Here is an 18,268-nt window from a genome sequence, read left to right on the forward strand (position 1 = left end):
GTCAGACAGCGTCTTTCACGGCCTTGGCGATGGCTGCTTCATCGATATCATGCAGCCCGATCACAACCAGTCGCGTGGAGCGCGCTTCATCCTTGCCCCATGGACGGTCGAAATAATGCTCAATACGCGGACCAACCGCCTGCACGACCAGTCGCATCGGCTTGCCCGGCACATCGACAAAGCCCTTCAGACGAAGAATATCGTGTTTCGCAATGACCGCTTTCAGCTTTTCCGTGAACAGCTTGGGATCGGCCACAGAGCCCGCTTCGACCACGAAGCTCTCGAACTCGTCATGATCGTGCTCGTGTCCATCCGCATGATGGATTTCATGGTGGGATTTGCGGTTGGCGATGTCGTCTTCCGTGCCGACGCCGAGGCCGAGCAGAACGTCAGCTCCAAGCTTGCCAAAGCTCGCAGGAACCATATTCACCCGGCGCGGTGAACGCTCGGCCACATCGGCTTTCACACTATCCAGCCTTGAGGCGTCGATCAGGTCAGCTTTGTTGAGAACAATCAGATCGGCTGCATGAATCTGATCCTCAAAAAGTTCCTCCAAGGGGCTTTCATGGTCAAGAGATTCGTCTGCTGCGCGCTGCGCATCCACCTTGTCGTGGTCATCGGCAAAACGCCCCTCGGCCACCGCTGCGGCGTCGATCACGGTTACTACACCGTCGACTGTTACCTGCGTCTTGATTTCAGGCCAGTTGAAAGCTGCGACCAGCGGCTGCGGCAAGGCCAGACCGGACGTCTCGATCACGATATGATCGGGGCGATCAGCGCGGTCCAGAAGCTTGGTCATGGTCGGGATGAAATCATCGGCAACGGTGCAGCAGATGCAACCATTGTTGAGCTCGATCACATCTTCTTCACGACATGCCTCGATACCGCAACCTTTCAGAATACCGCCATCGACACCGAGGTCGCCGAACTCATTGATGATCAACGCAATGCGTTTTCCATTGGCGTTTTCCAACAGGTTGCGGATCATCGTCGTTTTGCCCGATCCGAGAAAACCCGTGATGACTGTTGCGGGAATTTTCTGTCCCTGCATCGATTTATCCCTTCATCCTGAGCGGCAACCCTGCCGCCATGAAATAAACTTCATCCGCAATCGCGGCCACTGCCTGATGCAGAAAGCCTGCATGATCGCGAAATTCCCGTGCCATGCGATTTTCAGGCACGATCCCAAGTCCAACTTCGTTCGAAACAAAAACCACAGGCCCGGCAAGATTCGGCAGCATGGCGACAAGACTTGCCGTCTCTGTCGTTATATCGCGCTCGGCCATCATCAGATTGGTCAACCACAGGGTCAGGCAATCGACCAGCACGAACCGATCCGTAGCAGCATTCAATGTCAGTGCACCGATCAGATCGAGTGGCTCCTCCACCGTCTGCCATTCGGAACCACGTCGGTCACGATGAATGGCAATGCGGTTTTCCATTTCCTTGTCGAAGGCACGTCCTGTTGCCAGATAGAGCGGCTGAAGCCCCGAGGACTCAACCATTTTCTCGGCATAGGACGACTTACCCGAACGGGCTCCGCCAAGAACCAGAACCGATTTTCCCGGCGAAGCCATTTTCATCAGCCCTCAATCTCGGACGATGCGTAGTGCTGGATGAACCAGCCAAGTGCGAGGCCGATCACGGCCCACATGAACAGGTTCGTCGCCAGCGATGCGACTGCATATTGCGAAGCAAGCAATGACGGAATCGGTGACGAGATGTCTTCCGGATGCGGAGCACCGTAAAGATGCGGCGCCACGATCAGCACCAGACCGAGGATCTTTGCCCAGCCTTCCTGGCGCAACACGATGAGATAGAGGCCTAAACCGCTTAGCACCACGGTAGCGAGCCACCAGAGCTGGCGTTCAGCCAGATCAGCCGCAGGCATTGCCGGCAATTCCGGCGATAAACCCAATGCAGGCAGAAACGCGACCGCGAAGAAACCGGCAACGCCCCAATAAATCCCATTCTGCACCGTAATGCGGCGTCCGAGAAGCAAGGCCATGCCACCAAGCAGCAAGGCAAAACCTGCACCTGCTACGAGATTGGCAAGGATCGTATTGCCCAACCGCCCAAATGGTAGTTCAGCCCCTTCTTCCTCGGCACTTTCGGCAGCGGCGCCATGATCATGCGGTGTGGCTTCCGCCTCGCCGTGACTATGGCCACCGCCAGCATCTTCATAGGTTTCGGCCTGCAGGATCAAAGGCACTGTCTTCAAATACATGGCGGGAGTAACCAGCAGCCCGGCCAGAAGCCCCGCAGCAAGCGTCGCCAACAAATAACGGATCAACATTTCTGTCCCTCAATAGCAATTTCGCGCCGATGGCCGTCCACCATCGAGCTTTGCTCAGCTTCAATTCCGAAAGATGTTAAACTGCTCAGTGGCAGGGAAAACCATAGGAATGGCGCGTATCGTGCGCTGAATCGTGCAACGTATCAGAATGGGCAAGCCCTACGCCGTAGATCAGGAACGCGCCGAGAAGCAGTGAAACCACAGCCGTGCCCAGACGAGCAGCGAGCGGCATTGCGAGTGTGCTGGAAACAGAATTTTGAGTACGTGCAGCCATGACAACCTCCGTGCAGGCAGCAGGGAAAAACCTCCCATGGGGCTCGGGCTCAATGCCCTCACGCAGCAGGCAGGTCTCCTGGCTCACGGGTCACGGGGATTGAAACTACCTTCCCAGAAGCTTTACAGCCTCCAGTGGTTACCGGTTGCCCGGCTTGCCTCATCCCTCTCCGCTCTACAGTCGCGGGGTCGGCTGCGATAAAGACGCCCGGATTGGGTCCGTCCGTCGCATTCCCTTTTTGGTATTGCCGGGATTCGTCCCGGCAAAAACCTGTTGCATGGTTTCGACACTAGGCTTTCGCCCCATCGTCGTCAATCGCGACCGATGATTGACGACCTCATTTCAAGTTAAACAGTGCATCGATATCGAGACATGCGTCCAGCCCTTCGGCCAGCTCATCCAATGCAGCCTCAACGCCAGCGCGATAGTTTACTGAACTGCTACGCACACCAAGATCCTCCAGAAATCTCCGGCGAAATTCGTCTGCATTGAAAACACCGTGGAGGTAAGTTCCCATTATGTGCCCATCTGGCGATATGGCTCCATCGTCATGCTCGCCAATTCGGGCGAAAGGCCGCCCCATATCCGGTCCGGTCGTTCGTCCGATATGGATTTCATAACCTTCCAGCGGCACATTATGGAGAAGCGCGGTCGCCTGCACGTTGCGGACCACTTTTTCAGGTTCCATCACCGTTTCGATATCGAGCAGCCCAAGACCATCAATGTCGCGTACATGCCCCTCGATACCAGCAGGATCGCTGATGTGGCGACCAAGCATCTGGAACCCGCCGCAGATACCAAGCACATGACCGCCTCGTTTCACGTGGGCAGATAATTGGCGATCCCAGCCATTGTCCCGAACCGCCTGCATATCGGCTATCGTGGACTTTGTCCCCGGCAGAACGACAAGGCCCGCATCGCCGGGAATGCTCGAACCAGGCGGCACCATGACCACTTCTACATCCGGTTCAGCCTTTAGCGGATCAAGATCATCGAAGTTGGCGATGCGCGGCAACATCGGCACAGCAACCACAAGCGGCTTCTTGTCTCCGCGTACAGCACGCTCAAGAACGACAGAATCTTCGGCTGGTAATCGCGATACCGCTTTCAGCCACGGGACAACGCCGAAAGAGCGCCAGCCGGTAAACCGGGTAATGGCAGCCAGCCCGTCATCAAAAAGCGAAATATCGCCCCGGAACTTGTTGATCAGAAATCCGCGAACCATGGCGCGGTCCTGTTCGGACAGAATAGTGTGCGTGCCGACGAGAGACGCAATCACGCCACCTCTGTCTATGTCACCGACCAGAACAACCGGGACATCGGCCTGTGTGGCAAACCCCATATTGGCGATATCACCGGCCCGGAGATTGATTTCAGCCGGTGACCCTGCCCCTTCCACCAGCACAAGGTCCACGCCTTCGCTGACCTTGGCGAAAGATTCCATGACAGCCGCCATAAGTTGTGGCTTCAATTCCTGATAATAGCGCCCGCGCGCCTCGCCTCGCACTTGTCCCTGCACGACAACCTGACTACCCATGTCAGTCTGCGGTTTGAGGAGTACCGGATTCATATGGACAGACGACGACACACCGCAAGCCAGCGCCTGCAGCCACTGCGCCCGACCAATTTCGCCGCCGTCGTCGCTGACCGCCGCATTGTTGGACATGTTTTGCGGCTTAAACGGCCGAACATTCAGGCCGCGATTGCGCGCAACCCGGCATAATCCGGCAACAAGAACACTTTTGCCGACGTCTGAACCCGTTCCCTGAAACATGATTGCGCGTGCCATGGACTGCTGCGTAGCTTAAACTGAACTTTCTGGCAACGGGACCTCAATCGGCGAGCGTCTATGCAAAAATGCGCATCAGTTTATTACAAATGTGAGCAACATTATTCCAATGGAGCGTTGGCAGTCTCACACGGTTATGATCTAGTCCGGTGACAAGGTGCGGTGCTACAGGGAGGAAACCATGGATGCTGCCGACCAGAACCAGTACGAGCTGAACGAAGATCAGCTTGCCATTCAGGATATGGCGCGAGCCTTCGCCAGTGATCGCGTTGCCCCGCATGCATTGCAATGGGATCGCGACAAGCATTTCCCCGTCGACATATTGCAAGAGACCGGACCGCTCGGCATGGGCGGCATTTATGTGCGTGAAGATGTGGGCGGCTCGGCGCTGAAGCGGCTCGACGCAGTGCTCATTTTTGAAGCACTGGCAACTGCATGCCCTTCATTCTCGGCTTTTGTCTCCATCCACAACATGGCTGCATGGATGATCGACACTTTCGGCAATGACGAACAGCGCCTGCGCTTTCTGCCGAAGCTCACGTCAATGGAATGGCTTGCCAGCTACTGCCTGACCGAGCCCGGATCGGGTTCGGATGCGGCGGCGCTCAGAACACGCGCTACACGCGATGGCGATCATTATATCCTCAATGGTTCCAAGCAGTTCATTTCCGGTGCAGGCGCCACGGATGTCTATGTGACGATGGTGCGTACCGGCGAGGACGGCCCCAAGGGGATTTCCACCATCGTTGTGCCAAAAGATGCACCCGGCCTTTCGTTTGGTGCAAATGAATTCAAGATGGGCTGGAACGCACAACCGACAAGAACCGTCATTTTCGACAATTGTCGCGTCCCGGCTGAAAACCTTCTCGGTGAAGAAGGAACAGGGTTTCGCATAGCGATGGCCGGGCTTGACGGCGGTCGGCTCAATATTGCTGCCTGTTCGCTCGGCGGCGCACAATCGGCGCTCAACAAGTCACTGGAATATTGCAGCCAGCGCAAAGCCTTCGGTCAGACAATTGACCGTTTTCAAGCGCTGCAATTCCGCCTGGCGGACATGGAGACGGAACTCTCCGCGTCACGCCTTCTTCTTTACTCCGCTGCCAGCAAGCTTGATCGCAAAACCCACGATGCGGGCAAATGGTCGGCAATGGCCAAGCGCTTTGTCACTGACACGGGTTTCAATGTGGCGAACGAAGCGCTGCAGCTCTTCGGCGGCTACGGCTATCTGCATGAATACGGGATCGAAAAGCTTGTCCGCGATCTGCGCGTACACCAGATCCTCGAAGGTACGAACGAGATCATGCGTGTGATCATCGCACGCCAGATGATCGGACGCTAGTTCTGAATTAGTAACCGCCAAGGGAGGATTTTTTTATGGCCACAATAGCATTTATCGGCCTTGGCAATATGGGTGGCCCGATGGCCGCCAATCTTGTGAAAGCCGGTCACACCGTTCGCGGCTTCGACCTCCTGCCGCAACATCTCGATGAGGCAAAGGCCAATGGTCTCTCGATAGCCTCGAGCGCGCAGGATGCGGTTGCCGACGTTGACGTGGTGATCACCATGCTGCCCGCCGGAAAGCACGTTCTCTCCGTCTATAAGGACATTGCACCAAATGCTCGAAAAGACTCACTTTTCATCGACTGCTCGACAATCGATGTAGATTCAGCACGCAAGGCACATGAGCTGGCCGCAAGCCACGGACATCTTTCCATTGATGCGCCTGTTTCCGGTGGCACCGGTGGCGCTTCCGCAGGGACATTGACTTTCATGGCTGGCGGCAGCGACGACGCATTCACACGCGGAGAGCCGATCCTGCAGCCAATGGCTGGAAAGATCGTGCATTGCGGCGGTGACGGCGCAGGACAAGCGGCGAAAATCTGCAACAACATGATCCTCGGCATATCGATGATCGGTGTCAGCGAGGCCTTTGTTCTGGCTGAGAAACTGGGCCTGTCCCACCAAGCGCTCTTCGATGTGGCGTCAACATCATCGGGGCAATGCTGGTCACTGACAACCTACTGTCCGGTTCCGGGACCGGTTCCAACATCACCTGCAAACCGCGACTATAAACCCGGTTTTGCGGCAGCTTTGATGCTGAAAGACCTCAAGCTCTCGCAGGAAGCCGCGCAAAGCGCTGGCGCTGAAACACCGCTCGGTGCACATGCACAGGAGCTTTACAGTCTTTTTGATGGTGAAGGCCATGGCGCCGAAGACTTCTCAGGCATCATCAATTACCTGCGCTCCAAATCAGGAGCAAAGTAAACAATTGCCCACGCAAAAAAATCGCATTGTTTAGATTTGCTTAAGTCTCTGATAACCGTACGGTAACGATGTTGAGCTAGAAAGGAGCACGAGACGGGTTCACCCGGCTCGACGCTCCGGATCTGGTACTGCGTACCGGAGCTCAGTATATCCCGCCAGTGTATTGTTCGGCGGAGATGCCATGCGTAATTGGCAAAACCGTGCACCTCTGGCAGCGCGGTTTTTGCCATTTCAGCCTACAAATAGTTGCCTGAAACTGGCCCGTTGCCCTTGATCACAAGGGAATGCACAATTACACGCCTTTGTTACAAAACATTTAGAGCTGTTCGATTGAAATCCGGACATAATCCTGTGAAATGCAGAACGCTTCCAATGAAGCCTGCTACACAGGTGATTTTTATTCAGGGCAATGAATTTGACTGCACAACGACCAGCCACCGCTGTTTCCACTGCCGATAAGAAACTTTTCGGCCTGCCTTTGGCTGTAATATTTGTGCTGTGCTATTTCGCGTTCCAAACCATTCTCGTCACCGTTGTTTCCAACGGCGCAGGCCTTGATGACGCCGAGCAGTTGGCCAATATTGGCTACCTGGACTGGGGGTATGGCGGATCACAACCCCCTCTCTATACCTGGATTACCAATCTGGTTGCATCGGTGCTGGGCACATCGATGCTCACACTCCAGATCGTGAAATTCAGCATTCTTGCAAGCCTGTTCCTAAGCGTTTACGGCGCTATGAGACTGCTCGGTTTTTCGCGCATCGTCGCGTCAGCCGGTATGCTTGGTCTGTTTCTCATCCCGCAAATCGGCTGGGAATCACAACGCGCCCTGACCCATTCAGTTGCAGGCACCGCCGGTTGTGGCTGGGCCTTCCTGGCCTTTGCCTGGCATATGCGCAGGCGCAGTGTCGTCTCTGCCGCCGCATTAGGCATCGCGATGGCTGCAGCTATCCTCGGCAAATTCAATGCCTCATTCTTCCTGATCATGCTGATCATGACAGGACTTCTCATTCCCGAATACCGCCGGATACTGCTCTCCAAGCTGAGTTTCGTTACGATTCTGGCATTCGCCATCTGCTTCGGACCAACTGCGCTCTGGATGTTCGCACACAAATCCAGCGTCATGGCGCGCGCGAGCAAGTTTGAAATCGGCGCTTCCGGCAATGTCTTCTTCGACCGGCTGATGGGCGTCGAGAGCCTGATAGAAGCAGCCTTTCTGTTCTCGATCCTTGCCCTGGCAATCGCGGGTATCATCGCACTCATTCACTGGCAGAAGAAAACCGCCCCCTCCGTTCCGCTGACCACCGGCGAGAAATTCCTGCGGCTCTTGATCCTAGTCGGACTGGTTATTGTTCTCGTTGGCGTTATCGCCACCGGCGCAAATAACGTGAAAGATCGCTGGCTGCAGCCCGTTCTGTTCCTCACTCCAGCACTGATAGCGAGCCTTTTTGCTCGTTACAGGACCGGAAACCGGGCCTTGATCGACTTCGCTGTCGTGAGCGCTGTCGTAGCTCTTATCGTCCCACCGGTGCTAAGCTATTACCTGACCTATGGCTCCAGCTCTCCGCCTTACGGTCAGCTCGACTATCGTCATTTCTACGAGGAAGTGCAGGCGAAAGGCCCGTTCAAGACGATCTTGACGGACAATGCACAGATACCGGGCAATTTCAGACTATTTGATTCGTCGTTGCGTGTGGTTCATCCCGAAACGCCAGATGCCAGAGCTCACCTGACATCACCCGTACTCGTTATGTGGTTCGGTGGCGCTGAACCCAATGAACGCATTGCTACCTTGTTGCAAAATGCGAACATCACAATACCTCATGACGGTATCGCTACCACCGAGATTGAATATAAAACCCGACCAGACAAGCACATAACCGTCAGCTATTTTCTGGTTCCATAAAGGAAAGGCCCGGGAAACCCGGGCCATTTATTCTCTTATTCTACTGTTTCCTGAACCGCATTAGCGGTGCCTTTTACGTCGCGGCCAACGCCGCGTACAGTATTTGCACAGGACGCAAGCGTGAATGCGCAGAGAACGATAGCAACTGGGACAAGTCGGGTCAGCTTCATGACAGTCTCTCCAATGGGATGTGCAATCCTCCCCCTTCAGGGTTAGGTGCATAGAGTTCCAAGTCTATTCAAACCAGTTATGCCTCCCGCCACATACGAAGCCCCTGCCCGGCATCTGGCGGTGAAGCCGATTCACTCGGCTGTCACAAAAGAAATCTAGCGCAGCGTTTTTCGCTGGCAAGAGAATGCATTAGTTCCCGTCCCAATAAACTGTGATCTGTCATCAGCTGGAACGAAAAGTCTCAAACCGGCCGGAACGGCGATAACCTTCGAAAACATTCCGCAGATGGTCAGCAACGACCTGAATGTGCGGCCCGGCTTCCGGCTTCACAATTATACCCAGCTGATAACGTCCCAGAGCGGGCAAACCATGTTCCGGCCCCAGAGCGACAATTCCATCGCTCAATAGCGTTTTACCAAATGGCGCAATGGCAAGATCAGCCATGATCGCAGCCCGCTGTCCTGTCGAATGTGAGCTCATATAGGCAATGCGGTAAGGACGGCCGCTAGTCTCAAGCGCTTCAAGCGCATTGCCGCGCCAGGCACATCCTTCTTCCCAAATCGAAAGAGGCAGAGGCTCCCGACGATAAGCCGTACCACACTTGGCACCCGCCCAGACGAGTTCCTCATCCAGCAGAACTTCCACATCGCCTTTGTTTAGTATCGTATGAGACATGTTGATCAGCGTAACATCGAGCCGTCGCTCATCGAGCCGCTTGCGCAGATTGCTACTCTGGTCGATCACGACATCCACTGTTACGCCCGGATGGCTTTCGGCAAAACGCTTCAAGACAAGCGGCAATACGCATTCGCCGATATCATCCGGCGACCCAAGCCGAACCACTCCGGTCACTGTGGGCGCAACAAATTTCGAGACTGCCTCTCGATTGAGAGCCAGAAGACGACGCGCATATCCGAGCAGAATCTCGCCATCGCTGGTGAGCGTAACCGAGCGTGCGTCCCGATCGAAAACTGCAACACCAATCTGCTCCTCTAACTTCTTGATCTGCATCGAAACGGCAGAGGGCGTGCGGAACACCGCGTTCGCAGCAGAGGAGAAACTTCCCGTATCGGCAATTGCCACAAATGTGCGCAGCACATCGATATCGAGCATCGGAAGGGGATGTTGAACGGGCGCTGTCATGACGGACTCCGTTTTCCACTCTTTGTTCAAATTTTCTGATCTTAAGCCTTTCTATATTTCGTTTGATTGAACGTCAAGCAGAATGCACATTGAGGACACGAACAAGCAGAGCTGCAGCGAGCGTATCAACCGAACTTCCTGAATGAGGAGATAGAAAATGACCGTTCAATGCCAATCCGCTCCCAACGGCCGGGCATCAGTCGTGCGCTTTACATCAACGTCATCCGTTGCGAACGCACAGTCATGGTTTCTGGCATTTTACTCCGAAGTGCAAAAACAGATCGAAGCCTGGTCGTACGAACGTCGGGTGAAACGCAGCCGTCGTGTGCTGGAATCGCTACCTGAACACATATTGCACGATATCGGCTGGCCAAACGTTGATGATCGTCTGCCGGGCATCGCCAAAAACACAGCAGAGTTCAAGCGTGGGCAGTAAAGCCAATTGAGGGCGGTCATGCGATCCGCCCTCAATTTCCCGACATTAAAATACCTTTTCGCGGCAGGCATTTAGCCGCACTTTGCAACCTACCCGTTCTGTGTCTCAATAGAACACTATCTTGTTTGCGCCATCGCCCTCCCCCTGCGAATCCGGGCCAACGCAGCAAGATTGCCGGTCTGAAAGCGACCGGAGAAAACCGGGCCCAAAAGACCCGGAGTCGTGACGGAGACACAAGGCTTCAACTGCGTCGGGAACCGCAGCCAGAGCCTTTCGAAAATGGGAACGATCGGGCATGATCCAAGCTTCATCGGTTAAGCGGTCTATTGTCTTTTTCCTGGTTCCAAACTTTTCGATGATTGCATTCGCAACGGCCATTGAGCCATTGCGCATTGCAAATCGGATGCTGGGTTATGACGCCTATAGATGGCGACTGACATCGGTTGATGGAAAACCGGTGACCGCATCCAACGGTGTGGAATGCGCCGTCAATGCATCGTTGGAAGACGAGCGACGTTTCCTGCAGCGCGAGCAGCGCCCCTCGATGGTATTCGTCTGTTCCGGCGTCTACGTGGAAGAATTCAGAAACAAGTCGGTCTTTGCGTGGCTGCGTGAGGAATATAATCGCGGCGTGGCAGTCGGTGGACTTTGTACCGGCGCCCATATACTGGCCGCGGCCGGGCTTCTATCTGGCAAACGCTGTGCCATTCACTGGGAAAATCTCCCTGGTTTCTCGGAAGCCTTTCCCAAGGCCGAGGTCTATGCCGATCTCTTTGAGGTCGATGGCAACCTTTACACCTGCGCGGGCGGAACCGCCTCTCTCGATATGATGCTGAAGCTGATTGGAGATGATTTCGACGCCAATCTGGTCAACAAGATCTGTGAACAGGCACTGACCGACCGTGTCCGCAGCCCACAGGATCGCCAGCGCCTGCCGCTGCGGGCCCGTCTCGGCATTCAGAACTCCAAGGTGCTCACCATCATCGAGATGATGGAAGCCAATCTTTCAGAGCCGCAGGCACTGATCAATGTAGCCCATACGATTGGTCTTTCGCGGCGTCAGGTGGAGCGTCTTTTCCGACAGGAGATGGGCCGGTCTCCGGCACGTTATTATCTGGAAATTCGACTCGATCGCGCACGGCATCTATTGTTGCAGTCATCCATGCCTGTGGTCGAGGTCGCCGTCGCCTGTGGCTTTGTTTCGGCGTCGCATTTTTCCAAATGCTATCGGGAATTATACGGACGCTCGCCGCAACAGGAACGGGCCGAGCGCAAAATGCTCATCGCCGCTTAAGCACGACACTAAAGAAAGATAGAGCTGCATCTTGAATGGAGCAGCTCCACTACTGTCAGCTTTCAGAATAAAATCAAAACCATACAGGCTTTTCCGGAATCAGTTCTACAGACCGACCATCTGTGGATGCAGGATTGTTGGATATGTCGCGAACAGGACAGCCGATGCTCAACCTTCCGGGATTTCCAGAAGCTGACATGCAGTCGTCTGACGCTGCGAATATGTCGTATAAAGGCAAATGTCGCGACCGGGCAACGACTATGGTTTTGTCAAATACCAACGAGAGCGGTTTCAGGTAATACGGAGTCGTTGGAACCGCTCTATCCATCTTTTTCACGCATTATCCGACGCAAAACCGCTACGCACTTTTGCTGGAAATGCTCTAGGGACGCATAAAATGGCAGAGTTTCCTAAGAAGGCAAAAGTTGTGATCGTCGGGCTTGGCGGTATCGTCGGCGCCTCGGTGGCACACCATCTGATCGAGCGCGGCTGGGACGATATCGTCGGCATCGACAAATCGGGTATCCCGACCGACATCGGCTCTACTGCCCATGCATCGGACTTCTGCTATGCGACCAGCCATGACTTCCTGTCGTGCTGGACAACGCTCTACTCCATCGATTTCTATGAAAAGATGGGGCATTACGCCCGCGTCGGTGGCATCGAGGTAGCGCGCGTCGGTGACGATGCCCGCATGGACGAAATCAAGCGCAAGGTCGCATCGGGTAAAGCTTTCGGCACTCGTGCTCGCCTGATGGAACCGTCAGAGATCAAGGAAAAATTCCCGCTCATCGAGGAAAGCCTGGTTCAAGGCGGCCTGTGGGACCCCGATGCCGGTCTGGTCATTCCGCGCTCGCAGACCGTCGCCGGCAAGCTGATTGATCAGGCTGAAGCTGCAGGCAAGCTACAAAGCTTCGCCAACACACCGGCCCAGTCGCTAATCGTCGAAAACGGACGCATCAAGGGTGTCGTCACGCATCGCGGCACCATCGAAGCTGACTATGTCATCATCTGCGCTGGCCTTTGGGGACGTCTGATTGCCGAAATGGTTGGTGAAGACCTGCCAGTCATGCCAATTGACCATCCGCTAACATTCTTCGGTCCCTATAACGAGTTTGAAGGCACCGGTAAGGAAATCGGCTGGCCGCTCATGCGCGATCAGGGTAACTCCGCCTATATGCGCGACACCGGCGATCCGAAAACTGCCGAAGGCGGCCAGATCGAATGGGGTTATTACGAAGAAAAGAACCCGCGCTTGTGCCATCCGCGTGACCTTCTGGAAAAGCATGAAGCACGTCTCTCGCCATCACAGCGCGATCTTGAGATGGACCAGATTCTCGAACCGCTTGAGCGCGCCATCGAGCTGACGCCCATTCTGGGCGAGCTTGGCTACAATGAAAGCCACTCCTTCAACGGCTTCCTGCAGGTCACGACCGACGGCGGCCCATCCATGGGCGAAAGCCAGAAGGTGCGCGGCCTATGGTATGCAGTCGCCATCTGGGTCAAGGACGGTCCCGGCATGGGTAAGCTCATTGCCGACTGGATGACCGACGGTCGCACGTCCATTGATCATCACGCCGTCGACTATTCCCGTTTCTACCCGCATCAGATGACCGAGCAGTTCATCTGGGATCGCTGCACGGAAACGGCGATGAAGGTGTACAATCCGGCGGTTCATCCGCGTGAACCCTTCTCCAAGGGCCGCAATATCCGCCGCTCACCATTCTATGAACGCGAAGTCGAACTCGGTGGCCATTTCATGGAGCTTGGCGGCTGGGAACGCGCGCACGGCTATGCCGCCAATGAACACCTTCTCGAAAAATATGGTGATCGCGTACCGGTGCGCGAAAACGAATGGGATAACCGCCACTTCTGGCGCGTCTCCAATGCCGAACACCTCGAACTGACCGAAAATTGCGGTATCATCAATCTCTCGCACTTCGCCATGTACGACATTGAAGGCCCCGACCATGTCGAGCTGATGGAGTGGCTCTGTGCAGCTAAAATCGGCGGCGACGCCAATATCGGCAAGGGCATCTATACCCACTTCCTCGACGACGAAGGCATGGTGCGGGCCGACTTCACGGCAATCCGCATGACAGACCGCATCCGTATGATCAATGGCGCCGATGCCGGGCCTCGCGACTTCCACTATATGCGCCGCGTGGCCGAAGATAAGGGCTTTGACGTTACGATCACCGATGTGACGGAAAAATACGTCACCATCGGCATCTGGGGTCCGAATGCGCGCGAGAACCTGAAGAAGGTCGTTGAGAGACCTGAAGGTCTTGATGCGGAAAACTTCCCCTTCGCTGCCATCAAGCCAATCCGGATTGCGGGCAAGGATGTTACCGCGTTCCGCATTTCCTATGTCGGTGAACAGGGTTGGGAATTGCATATGCGTTACGAAGACGGCCTTGCCGTCTGGGATGCGCTTCGCTCCACCGGCGTAATTGCGGTAGGCGTCGAGACCTATGCCAACACGCGTCGCATGGAAAAGAGCTTACGCCTGCAGAATGCCGATCTGCTGACCGAGTATAACCTTCTCGAAGCCGATCTTGCTCGCCCGAAGGTCAAGGAGGCGGATTTCCGCGGCAAGGCAAAGCATGTGGAATATCGCGCCCGCGAGCATCAGCCTGCCATGCTCTGCACGCTGGTCATAACCGACAATGTCGATTCGAAAGGTGTGGCCAGGTATCCTGTCGGCATCATGCCAGTACAGGATTTGGATACCGGAGAAACACTCATTGACGAACTTGGCCGCCGGTCTTTCACGACCTCAGTCGCCTATGGCCCGACGATTGGCAAGAACATCGCGCTCGCGTACCTGCCATGGGCCTATTGTCAGGAAGGTCGCAAGCTGAATGTGGAATATTTCGGTGAGACTTATCCGGTTGAAGTGCTCTCGATAGGTTACAAGCCTCTCTACGATCCGGAAAACCTCAAGCCTCGCAGCTGACCGAGACACTTTCCATACAAAAAAGCCGAGGCAACACCTCGGCTTTTCACATTTCGCAATGGGAAAACTATTTCAACGTGGCTTTGCCACCACTGATCGTGATCGTTTCATCGCCGGTCAACGCTTCGCGGTCCCCGTTCGGAAACGTTACGAAGCAGCCCGAGGCGCAGAATTCAACAGTTTCACCGGGCGCGACAATCATTTCGCGCTTGGAAGCGCCTTCCGTAACGACAATCGTCTGAGGGCCGCTATCATTATTGGAAATCTGCGCGGCGTAGGCGCTGCCAGCCGAAACCGCAAAACCGATTGCTGCACCAAGAACGAGCTTCCCCAAGCTGTTGGCCTGATTTCTGTTCATACCGTCCCGACCTTTCCATCGCTCCCGCCGCGATATGTCCAATGTCGCAAGAGCCCTATTGCCCTCTGTCATCCCCTTTATAAGCGGACAAAACTGAACTGCAACTGAACGAAACGTTCATCAAGCCCGGTCGTCGGCATCCTCGTCGACTTCCGGCTTCTCTGCCAGGGCCTTTTTCTTCTTGGCTGATGATGAGGGCTCTTTCTCCTTCTGCATCAAATCGGAGAGTTTTTCGATTTCAGGCACACTGAGAACGAGATCAGTCCTGGTAGACGACAGGTGTAATCCTTCCTCATGGAAGCGCTCTACAATCTGGAATCGCAACTCGTTCTTGATACCACCCGTCGCTGTAATATCGGCCACATAGGCGTAGATATCAAAAATCATCAGTGAATCGTTCATGTTCTGAAACGAAACGAACGGCTCAGGATTCTTCAAGATCGACGGATGACCGCGAACAATTTCGAGAAGCAGCGCGTGGACCCGGCGTGGCTCCTCCGTATAAGAGGCTTGTACATTGATATCGATGCGCCCGAGCTTGTTGCGATGGGTCCAGTTGCCGACGTTACCGTTGATAAGCGTCGAATTCGGCACGATGATCGATTGCTTCTGGAAAGTTTCCACTTCCGTTGCGCGCACGCTGATCTTCTTGACGATACCGCTGACCGTGCCGGCTTCTACCCAGTCGCCGACCTTGAACGGACGTTCGGCGAGCAGAATGAGACCAGAAACAAAATTCTGGACGATATTCTGGAGACCAAAACCGATGCCGAGAGACAAACCACCGGCGATAAGGGCCAGGTTCGACATATTGAACCCGGCTGCCGATACACCAACCAGAGCGGCAAGACAAAGGCCAACATAGCCTATGACTGTGCGGATTGAATTGCGTACACCAGAATCGACCCGCCCGCGCGCCATAACGCTGTTGTCGAGCCAGTTCTGGAACCAGCGCGTCAGAAGATAGCCGATCACGAACAGCAGCACGCCGGTCAATAGTCCCATGAGCGAGATCGAAATATTGCCGATCTGGAAGCCGGTCATCAACTGATAGAAGGTGCTTTTAAGTTCGGCCCACTGGAAGCCGAGCTGCATCAAAACAAGCGGAATGCCGATCAAGGCAACGACGAGATTGATCAATATGCCCGCCACAAGGCCAAGCTGATCAAGGGTTGCGTCGTCGAAATGAAAACGCTCTCGCATTGCCTTGCCAATCTGGCTGGATGCGAAAGCCTGCTCTTCGGAAATTGCACGCCCAGTCAAGAAGCCCATATACATCGTAACCAGAAATGCGCCCGTCACCACGATCTGCTGCGATATGAAGCGCGCCATGCCGATATAGCCAAACAGCGCGGTCAGAATGGGTAAAAGCCCCAATATGATCAGGAATGTTCTGAATGCGCGCGGCCATGAACGGACAGCGCCATCCTTTTCGCGCTCAACCGGTTTCAGAAACGCAATCGCCAGAATCAGAACGCCGACCATCACCGTGGCAAGCAGGCTTTTCGCCATCGTCAGCGACAGAGGCGATGACAAAATCTGGTTGACCTTTCCGAAGAAAGAATCGAGCCCGCTTGTCAGCGCCGTGGCAGTTATCAGCAACCCCAACACGCGTCCTGGACGTGGTGCGACCGGAACCAGTCGCCACTGCGGCATATCCGAGCTGATACAGGCAGACGCCAGCCTATGAATGAAGAAAACGAGCCCAAGAACGAGAAAAAGCGACTGAATCAGAGCGGCAATATCTGTTCTCAAAACGTTGAAATAGTTCATTAAAAAGTAAGTCGTCGCCAGAAAAACGCCCACGGCTGCGGACGGTATAACCGTAGACCAGAAAGCCACTGAGAGGCGACTTAGATAGGAGGGCGATTCGATCGTTGGATCGCGTTGATAGAGCGTTCCGAGGACGCGCCTTGCACCCAGCTGGATGACCAGCGCCGCCGCAAACGCAAAAAACGCGGCAGCGAGAAATGACTTGAGCTTGAACGTACTTACAAAACGCCACCACGACTGAACGATGCGCCAGAGTGAAACCATCTGGTTACTGGCAGCCGAAGCAACCTCTGTACCCAGCGTCGTATCGAGATTCACGCGTTGTGAAAGTGTGCGTGCAAAAAGGTCTCGGCGCATGTCGCCGATCTTTGCGGACATCTGATTGACGGAAAGCGATGTGTCCTCCGTCTCACCGACAATGGCATTGATCTCGGCCTTTTCGGCGGTCAGTCGCGCGCGTTCTTCACTGACGATTGTCGGTTCTGGCGGCTGATCGCCAGAGGGTGCGGGGCCAAGCTGTTCCAGCCGCGTATTTATTTCGGTCAGACGCGGACGGAATGAAACGCCAGCATCCAGAAGCTTCTTCGAAAGAGAGTCCAGCTGGAGCTTGAGATTGGCCAGCGTTTCATCGTTCGAAGTGGCCTTGGGAAGCTGATCACTGATCCGTTTCGTCTGTTGCTTCAGATCGTTGATGACAGGCTTTTGTTGCTGAACAACGCTGGAAACAGGCGCTGGTGCCTGTTGCTGATCGGTGGCAGCGGGCGCTTGCTGGGCTGAGTCGTTTTGCGGAGCGGCAGCGGGCGCAGTTTGTGCCGCCGGCGGAGTCGAGGGCTTGTTATCCTGCGCAAAGGCAGGCGCAATGCCACCCGGCGACAGAACGCCGATCAGAAGAGAAAATGCAAGAACACGAAACGTCGATGAATATGCCAATTCAATTCTGCCGTTAAACAAGACATGGTTTCAACATAAAGCGCCCTAAAACGGATGCAAGGCGTAGGCCGTCTACAAGATTTCACGGTGCGCAGGAAGCGGACCCATAACGTATAAGACGAGCCTTGATGCCAGTATTTCCTTGTTCGTGCGAACACAAATGATTAATGAGGATTCTCAATGAGTGTGAAAAGCTGGCTCAACTCCACGGATAGACTCTAAAGAAAGTCTTGGCGATTTGATGAAGGGCATGAAAAACACGGAACAGCACAAGCGGCATGGTTTCATGCTGTTCGTTACGTGCGTTCTGTCGTTTACGGCTTTTCTGTTTGCCGTGGATTTTTCAACGCCGGACGAAGATGTTGCCCGTGGTCACTCCGGCGGCATCGTCGCAAGACAGGTCGAAGGCACTCCGACAACCCCTGTTCGCCAGCAATCCACCCCCTCGCCGCAGCCCATGCGGGCGATCTTGATCGAAGCGATCGCAGCCAAGATCAAAGCTGTTTACCTTGATGGCACCGGAGCAGCGCTGCCCGTGGCGGCAGTGGCTTTTGCTCTTCCAAAGTCGGCAGCAGCCAAAGCGGCGCTGAATTTCCAGCGCCTCGCAGTTTTGCAGAGACATTTTGGCTCTGCCCGTGCGCCTCCTAAAAGCGCATAATATGCCATCCTCGAAG

The 18,268-nt window shown here is 54.9% G+C and carries 16 protein-coding genes and 1 riboswitch; of the genes, 7 read left to right on the forward strand and 9 right to left on the reverse strand.

Going from position 1 to position 18,268, the window contains the following annotated elements; genetic code table 11:
• Window position 1: 1 nt before the first annotated feature.
• The 5 genes from cobW to LJ361_RS17050 form a co-directional block, all read right to left on the reverse strand.
• A complete protein-coding gene (gene cobW, locus LJ361_RS17030; RefSeq protein WP_010659837.1) occupies window positions 2-1,051 on the reverse strand; it encodes a cobalamin biosynthesis protein CobW in 1,050 nt (349 codons plus the stop codon).
• Between the two features lie 4 nt (window positions 1,052-1,055).
• A complete protein-coding gene (cobU, locus tag LJ361_RS17035; protein WP_010659836.1) occupies window positions 1,056-1,577 on the reverse strand; it encodes a bifunctional adenosylcobinamide kinase/adenosylcobinamide-phosphate guanylyltransferase in 522 nt (173 codons plus the stop codon).
• A 5-nt stretch (window positions 1,578-1,582) separates the two neighbouring features.
• The gene (locus tag LJ361_RS17040) at window positions 1,583-2,296 is read right to left on the reverse strand and encodes a CbtA family protein (protein WP_264812066.1); all 714 of its coding nucleotides are present in this window, start codon (window positions 2,294-2,296) and stop codon (window positions 1,583-1,585) included.
• 85 nt (window positions 2,297-2,381) lie between these two features.
• Window positions 2,382-2,570, reverse strand: a complete 189-nt coding sequence (locus tag LJ361_RS17045; protein WP_006467114.1) for a CbtB domain-containing protein — start codon at window positions 2,568-2,570, stop codon at window positions 2,382-2,384.
• A gap of 50 nt (window positions 2,571-2,620) precedes the next feature.
• Window positions 2,621-2,859: riboswitch (cobalamin riboswitch) on the reverse strand.
• A gap of 48 nt (window positions 2,860-2,907) precedes the next feature.
• Window positions 2,908-4,359, reverse strand: coding sequence for a cobyric acid synthase (locus tag LJ361_RS17050; RefSeq protein WP_036579691.1), 1,452 nt, complete (start codon window positions 4,357-4,359; stop codon window positions 2,908-2,910).
• A 181-nt stretch (window positions 4,360-4,540) separates the two neighbouring features.
• Here LJ361_RS17050 and LJ361_RS17055 point away from each other — a divergent pair, with 181 nt between their 5' ends.
• The 3 genes from LJ361_RS17055 (at window position 4,541) to LJ361_RS17065 (ending at window position 8,530) form a co-directional block, all read left to right on the forward strand.
• Window positions 4,541-5,698 (forward strand): isobutyryl-CoA dehydrogenase, encoded by a 1,158-nt coding sequence (locus tag LJ361_RS17055; protein ID WP_010659833.1) that lies wholly within the window; start codon window positions 4,541-4,543, stop codon window positions 5,696-5,698.
• 35 nt (window positions 5,699-5,733) lie between these two features.
• The gene (mmsB, locus tag LJ361_RS17060; protein WP_010659832.1) at window positions 5,734-6,624 is read left to right on the forward strand and encodes a 3-hydroxyisobutyrate dehydrogenase; all 891 of its coding nucleotides are present in this window, start codon (window positions 5,734-5,736) and stop codon (window positions 6,622-6,624) included.
• A gap of 409 nt (window positions 6,625-7,033) precedes the next feature.
• Complete coding sequence (locus tag LJ361_RS17065; RefSeq protein ID WP_010659831.1) at window positions 7,034-8,530, forward strand: glycosyltransferase family 39 protein; 1,497 nt, start codon at window positions 7,034-7,036, stop codon at window positions 8,528-8,530.
• Window positions 8,531-8,565: 35 nt separating this feature from the next.
• Here the strand turns inward: LJ361_RS17065 and LJ361_RS17070 are convergent, their stop codons facing one another.
• A complete protein-coding gene (locus tag LJ361_RS17070) occupies window positions 8,566-8,700 on the reverse strand; it encodes an entericidin A/B family lipoprotein (protein ID WP_010659830.1) in 135 nt (44 codons plus the stop codon).
• Between the two features lie 223 nt (window positions 8,701-8,923).
• Complete coding sequence (locus LJ361_RS17075) at window positions 8,924-9,844, reverse strand: LysR family transcriptional regulator (RefSeq protein WP_012091849.1); 921 nt, start codon at window positions 9,842-9,844, stop codon at window positions 8,924-8,926.
• Window positions 9,845-10,001: 157 nt separating this feature from the next.
• Between LJ361_RS17075 and LJ361_RS17080 the strand changes: the two genes are divergently transcribed.
• The 3 genes from LJ361_RS17080 (at window position 10,002) to LJ361_RS17090 (ending at window position 14,533) form a co-directional block, all read left to right on the forward strand.
• Window positions 10,002-10,280: a DUF1127 domain-containing protein gene (locus LJ361_RS17080; RefSeq protein WP_010659828.1), complete on the forward strand. Its 279-nt coding sequence runs from the start codon at window positions 10,002-10,004 to the stop codon at window positions 10,278-10,280.
• 295 nt (window positions 10,281-10,575) lie between these two features.
• Window positions 10,576-11,574 carry a GlxA family transcriptional regulator gene (locus LJ361_RS17085; RefSeq protein WP_012091847.1) on the forward strand — a complete coding sequence of 333 codons (999 nt, stop codon included), beginning with the start codon at window positions 10,576-10,578 and terminating at the stop codon, window positions 11,572-11,574.
• Between the two features lie 397 nt (window positions 11,575-11,971).
• Entirely contained in the window at window positions 11,972-14,533 is a 2,562-nt protein-coding gene (locus tag LJ361_RS17090) for a GcvT family protein (protein WP_036579678.1), read from the forward strand.
• Between the two features lie 67 nt (window positions 14,534-14,600).
• On the opposite strand, the gene LJ361_RS17095 is transcribed toward LJ361_RS17090, so the two are convergent.
• Both LJ361_RS17095 and LJ361_RS17100 read right to left on the reverse strand, forming a co-directional pair.
• Window positions 14,601-14,891: a hypothetical protein gene (locus tag LJ361_RS17095; RefSeq protein WP_010659825.1), complete on the reverse strand. Its 291-nt coding sequence runs from the start codon at window positions 14,889-14,891 to the stop codon at window positions 14,601-14,603.
• 120 nt (window positions 14,892-15,011) lie between these two features.
• Window positions 15,012-17,594, reverse strand: a complete 2,583-nt coding sequence (locus tag LJ361_RS17100; RefSeq protein ID WP_010659824.1) for a mechanosensitive ion channel family protein — start codon at window positions 17,592-17,594, stop codon at window positions 15,012-15,014.
• A 241-nt stretch (window positions 17,595-17,835) separates the two neighbouring features.
• Here LJ361_RS17100 and LJ361_RS17105 point away from each other — a divergent pair, with 241 nt between their 5' ends.
• Window positions 17,836-18,252, forward strand: a complete 417-nt coding sequence (locus LJ361_RS17105) for a hypothetical protein (protein ID WP_010659823.1) — start codon at window positions 17,836-17,838, stop codon at window positions 18,250-18,252.
• The last annotated feature ends 16 nt before the right edge of the window (window positions 18,253-18,268 follow it).

Origin of the sequence: Brucella sp. JSBI001 (genome assembly GCF_026014005.1) — a bacterium.
In the GTDB taxonomy this organism is placed as follows: domain Bacteria; phylum Pseudomonadota; class Alphaproteobacteria; order Rhizobiales; family Rhizobiaceae; genus Brucella; species Brucella anthropi.

What these genes read in the sequence shown, in the direction of transcription:
- LJ361_RS17090 (WP_036579678.1), top strand. Translation starts at nt 11,972, where the DNA reads ATGGCAGAGTTTCCTAAGAAGGCAAAAGTTGTGATCGTCGGGCTTGGC.
- LJ361_RS17045 (WP_006467114.1), bottom strand. Translation starts at nt 2,570, where the DNA reads ATGGCTGCACGTACTCAAAATTCTGTTTCCAGCACACTCGCAATGCCG.
- LJ361_RS17080 (WP_010659828.1), top strand. Translation starts at nt 10,002, where the DNA reads ATGACCGTTCAATGCCAATCCGCTCCCAACGGCCGGGCATCAGTCGTG.
- LJ361_RS17055 (WP_010659833.1), top strand. Translation starts at nt 4,541, where the DNA reads ATGGATGCTGCCGACCAGAACCAGTACGAGCTGAACGAAGATCAGCTT.
- mmsB (WP_010659832.1), top strand. Translation starts at nt 5,734, where the DNA reads ATGGCCACAATAGCATTTATCGGCCTTGGCAATATGGGTGGCCCGATG.
- cobU (WP_010659836.1), bottom strand. Translation starts at nt 1,577, where the DNA reads ATGGCTTCGCCGGGAAAATCGGTTCTGGTTCTTGGCGGAGCCCGTTCG.
- LJ361_RS17050 (WP_036579691.1), bottom strand. Translation starts at nt 4,359, where the DNA reads ATGGCACGCGCAATCATGTTTCAGGGAACGGGTTCAGACGTCGGCAAA.
- cobW (WP_010659837.1), bottom strand. Translation starts at nt 1,051, where the DNA reads ATGCAGGGACAGAAAATTCCCGCAACAGTCATCACGGGTTTTCTCGGA.
- LJ361_RS17085 (WP_012091847.1), top strand. Translation starts at nt 10,576, where the DNA reads ATGATCCAAGCTTCATCGGTTAAGCGGTCTATTGTCTTTTTCCTGGTT.
- LJ361_RS17105 (WP_010659823.1), top strand. Translation starts at nt 17,836, where the DNA reads ATGAAGGGCATGAAAAACACGGAACAGCACAAGCGGCATGGTTTCATG.
- LJ361_RS17040 (WP_264812066.1), bottom strand. Translation starts at nt 2,296, where the DNA reads ATGTTGATCCGTTATTTGTTGGCGACGCTTGCTGCGGGGCTTCTGGCC.
- LJ361_RS17095 (WP_010659825.1), bottom strand. Translation starts at nt 14,891, where the DNA reads ATGAACAGAAATCAGGCCAACAGCTTGGGGAAGCTCGTTCTTGGTGCA.
- LJ361_RS17075 (WP_012091849.1), bottom strand. Translation starts at nt 9,844, where the DNA reads ATGACAGCGCCCGTTCAACATCCCCTTCCGATGCTCGATATCGATGTG.
- LJ361_RS17070 (WP_010659830.1), bottom strand. Translation starts at nt 8,700, where the DNA reads ATGAAGCTGACCCGACTTGTCCCAGTTGCTATCGTTCTCTGCGCATTC.
- LJ361_RS17065 (WP_010659831.1), top strand. Translation starts at nt 7,034, where the DNA reads ATGAATTTGACTGCACAACGACCAGCCACCGCTGTTTCCACTGCCGAT.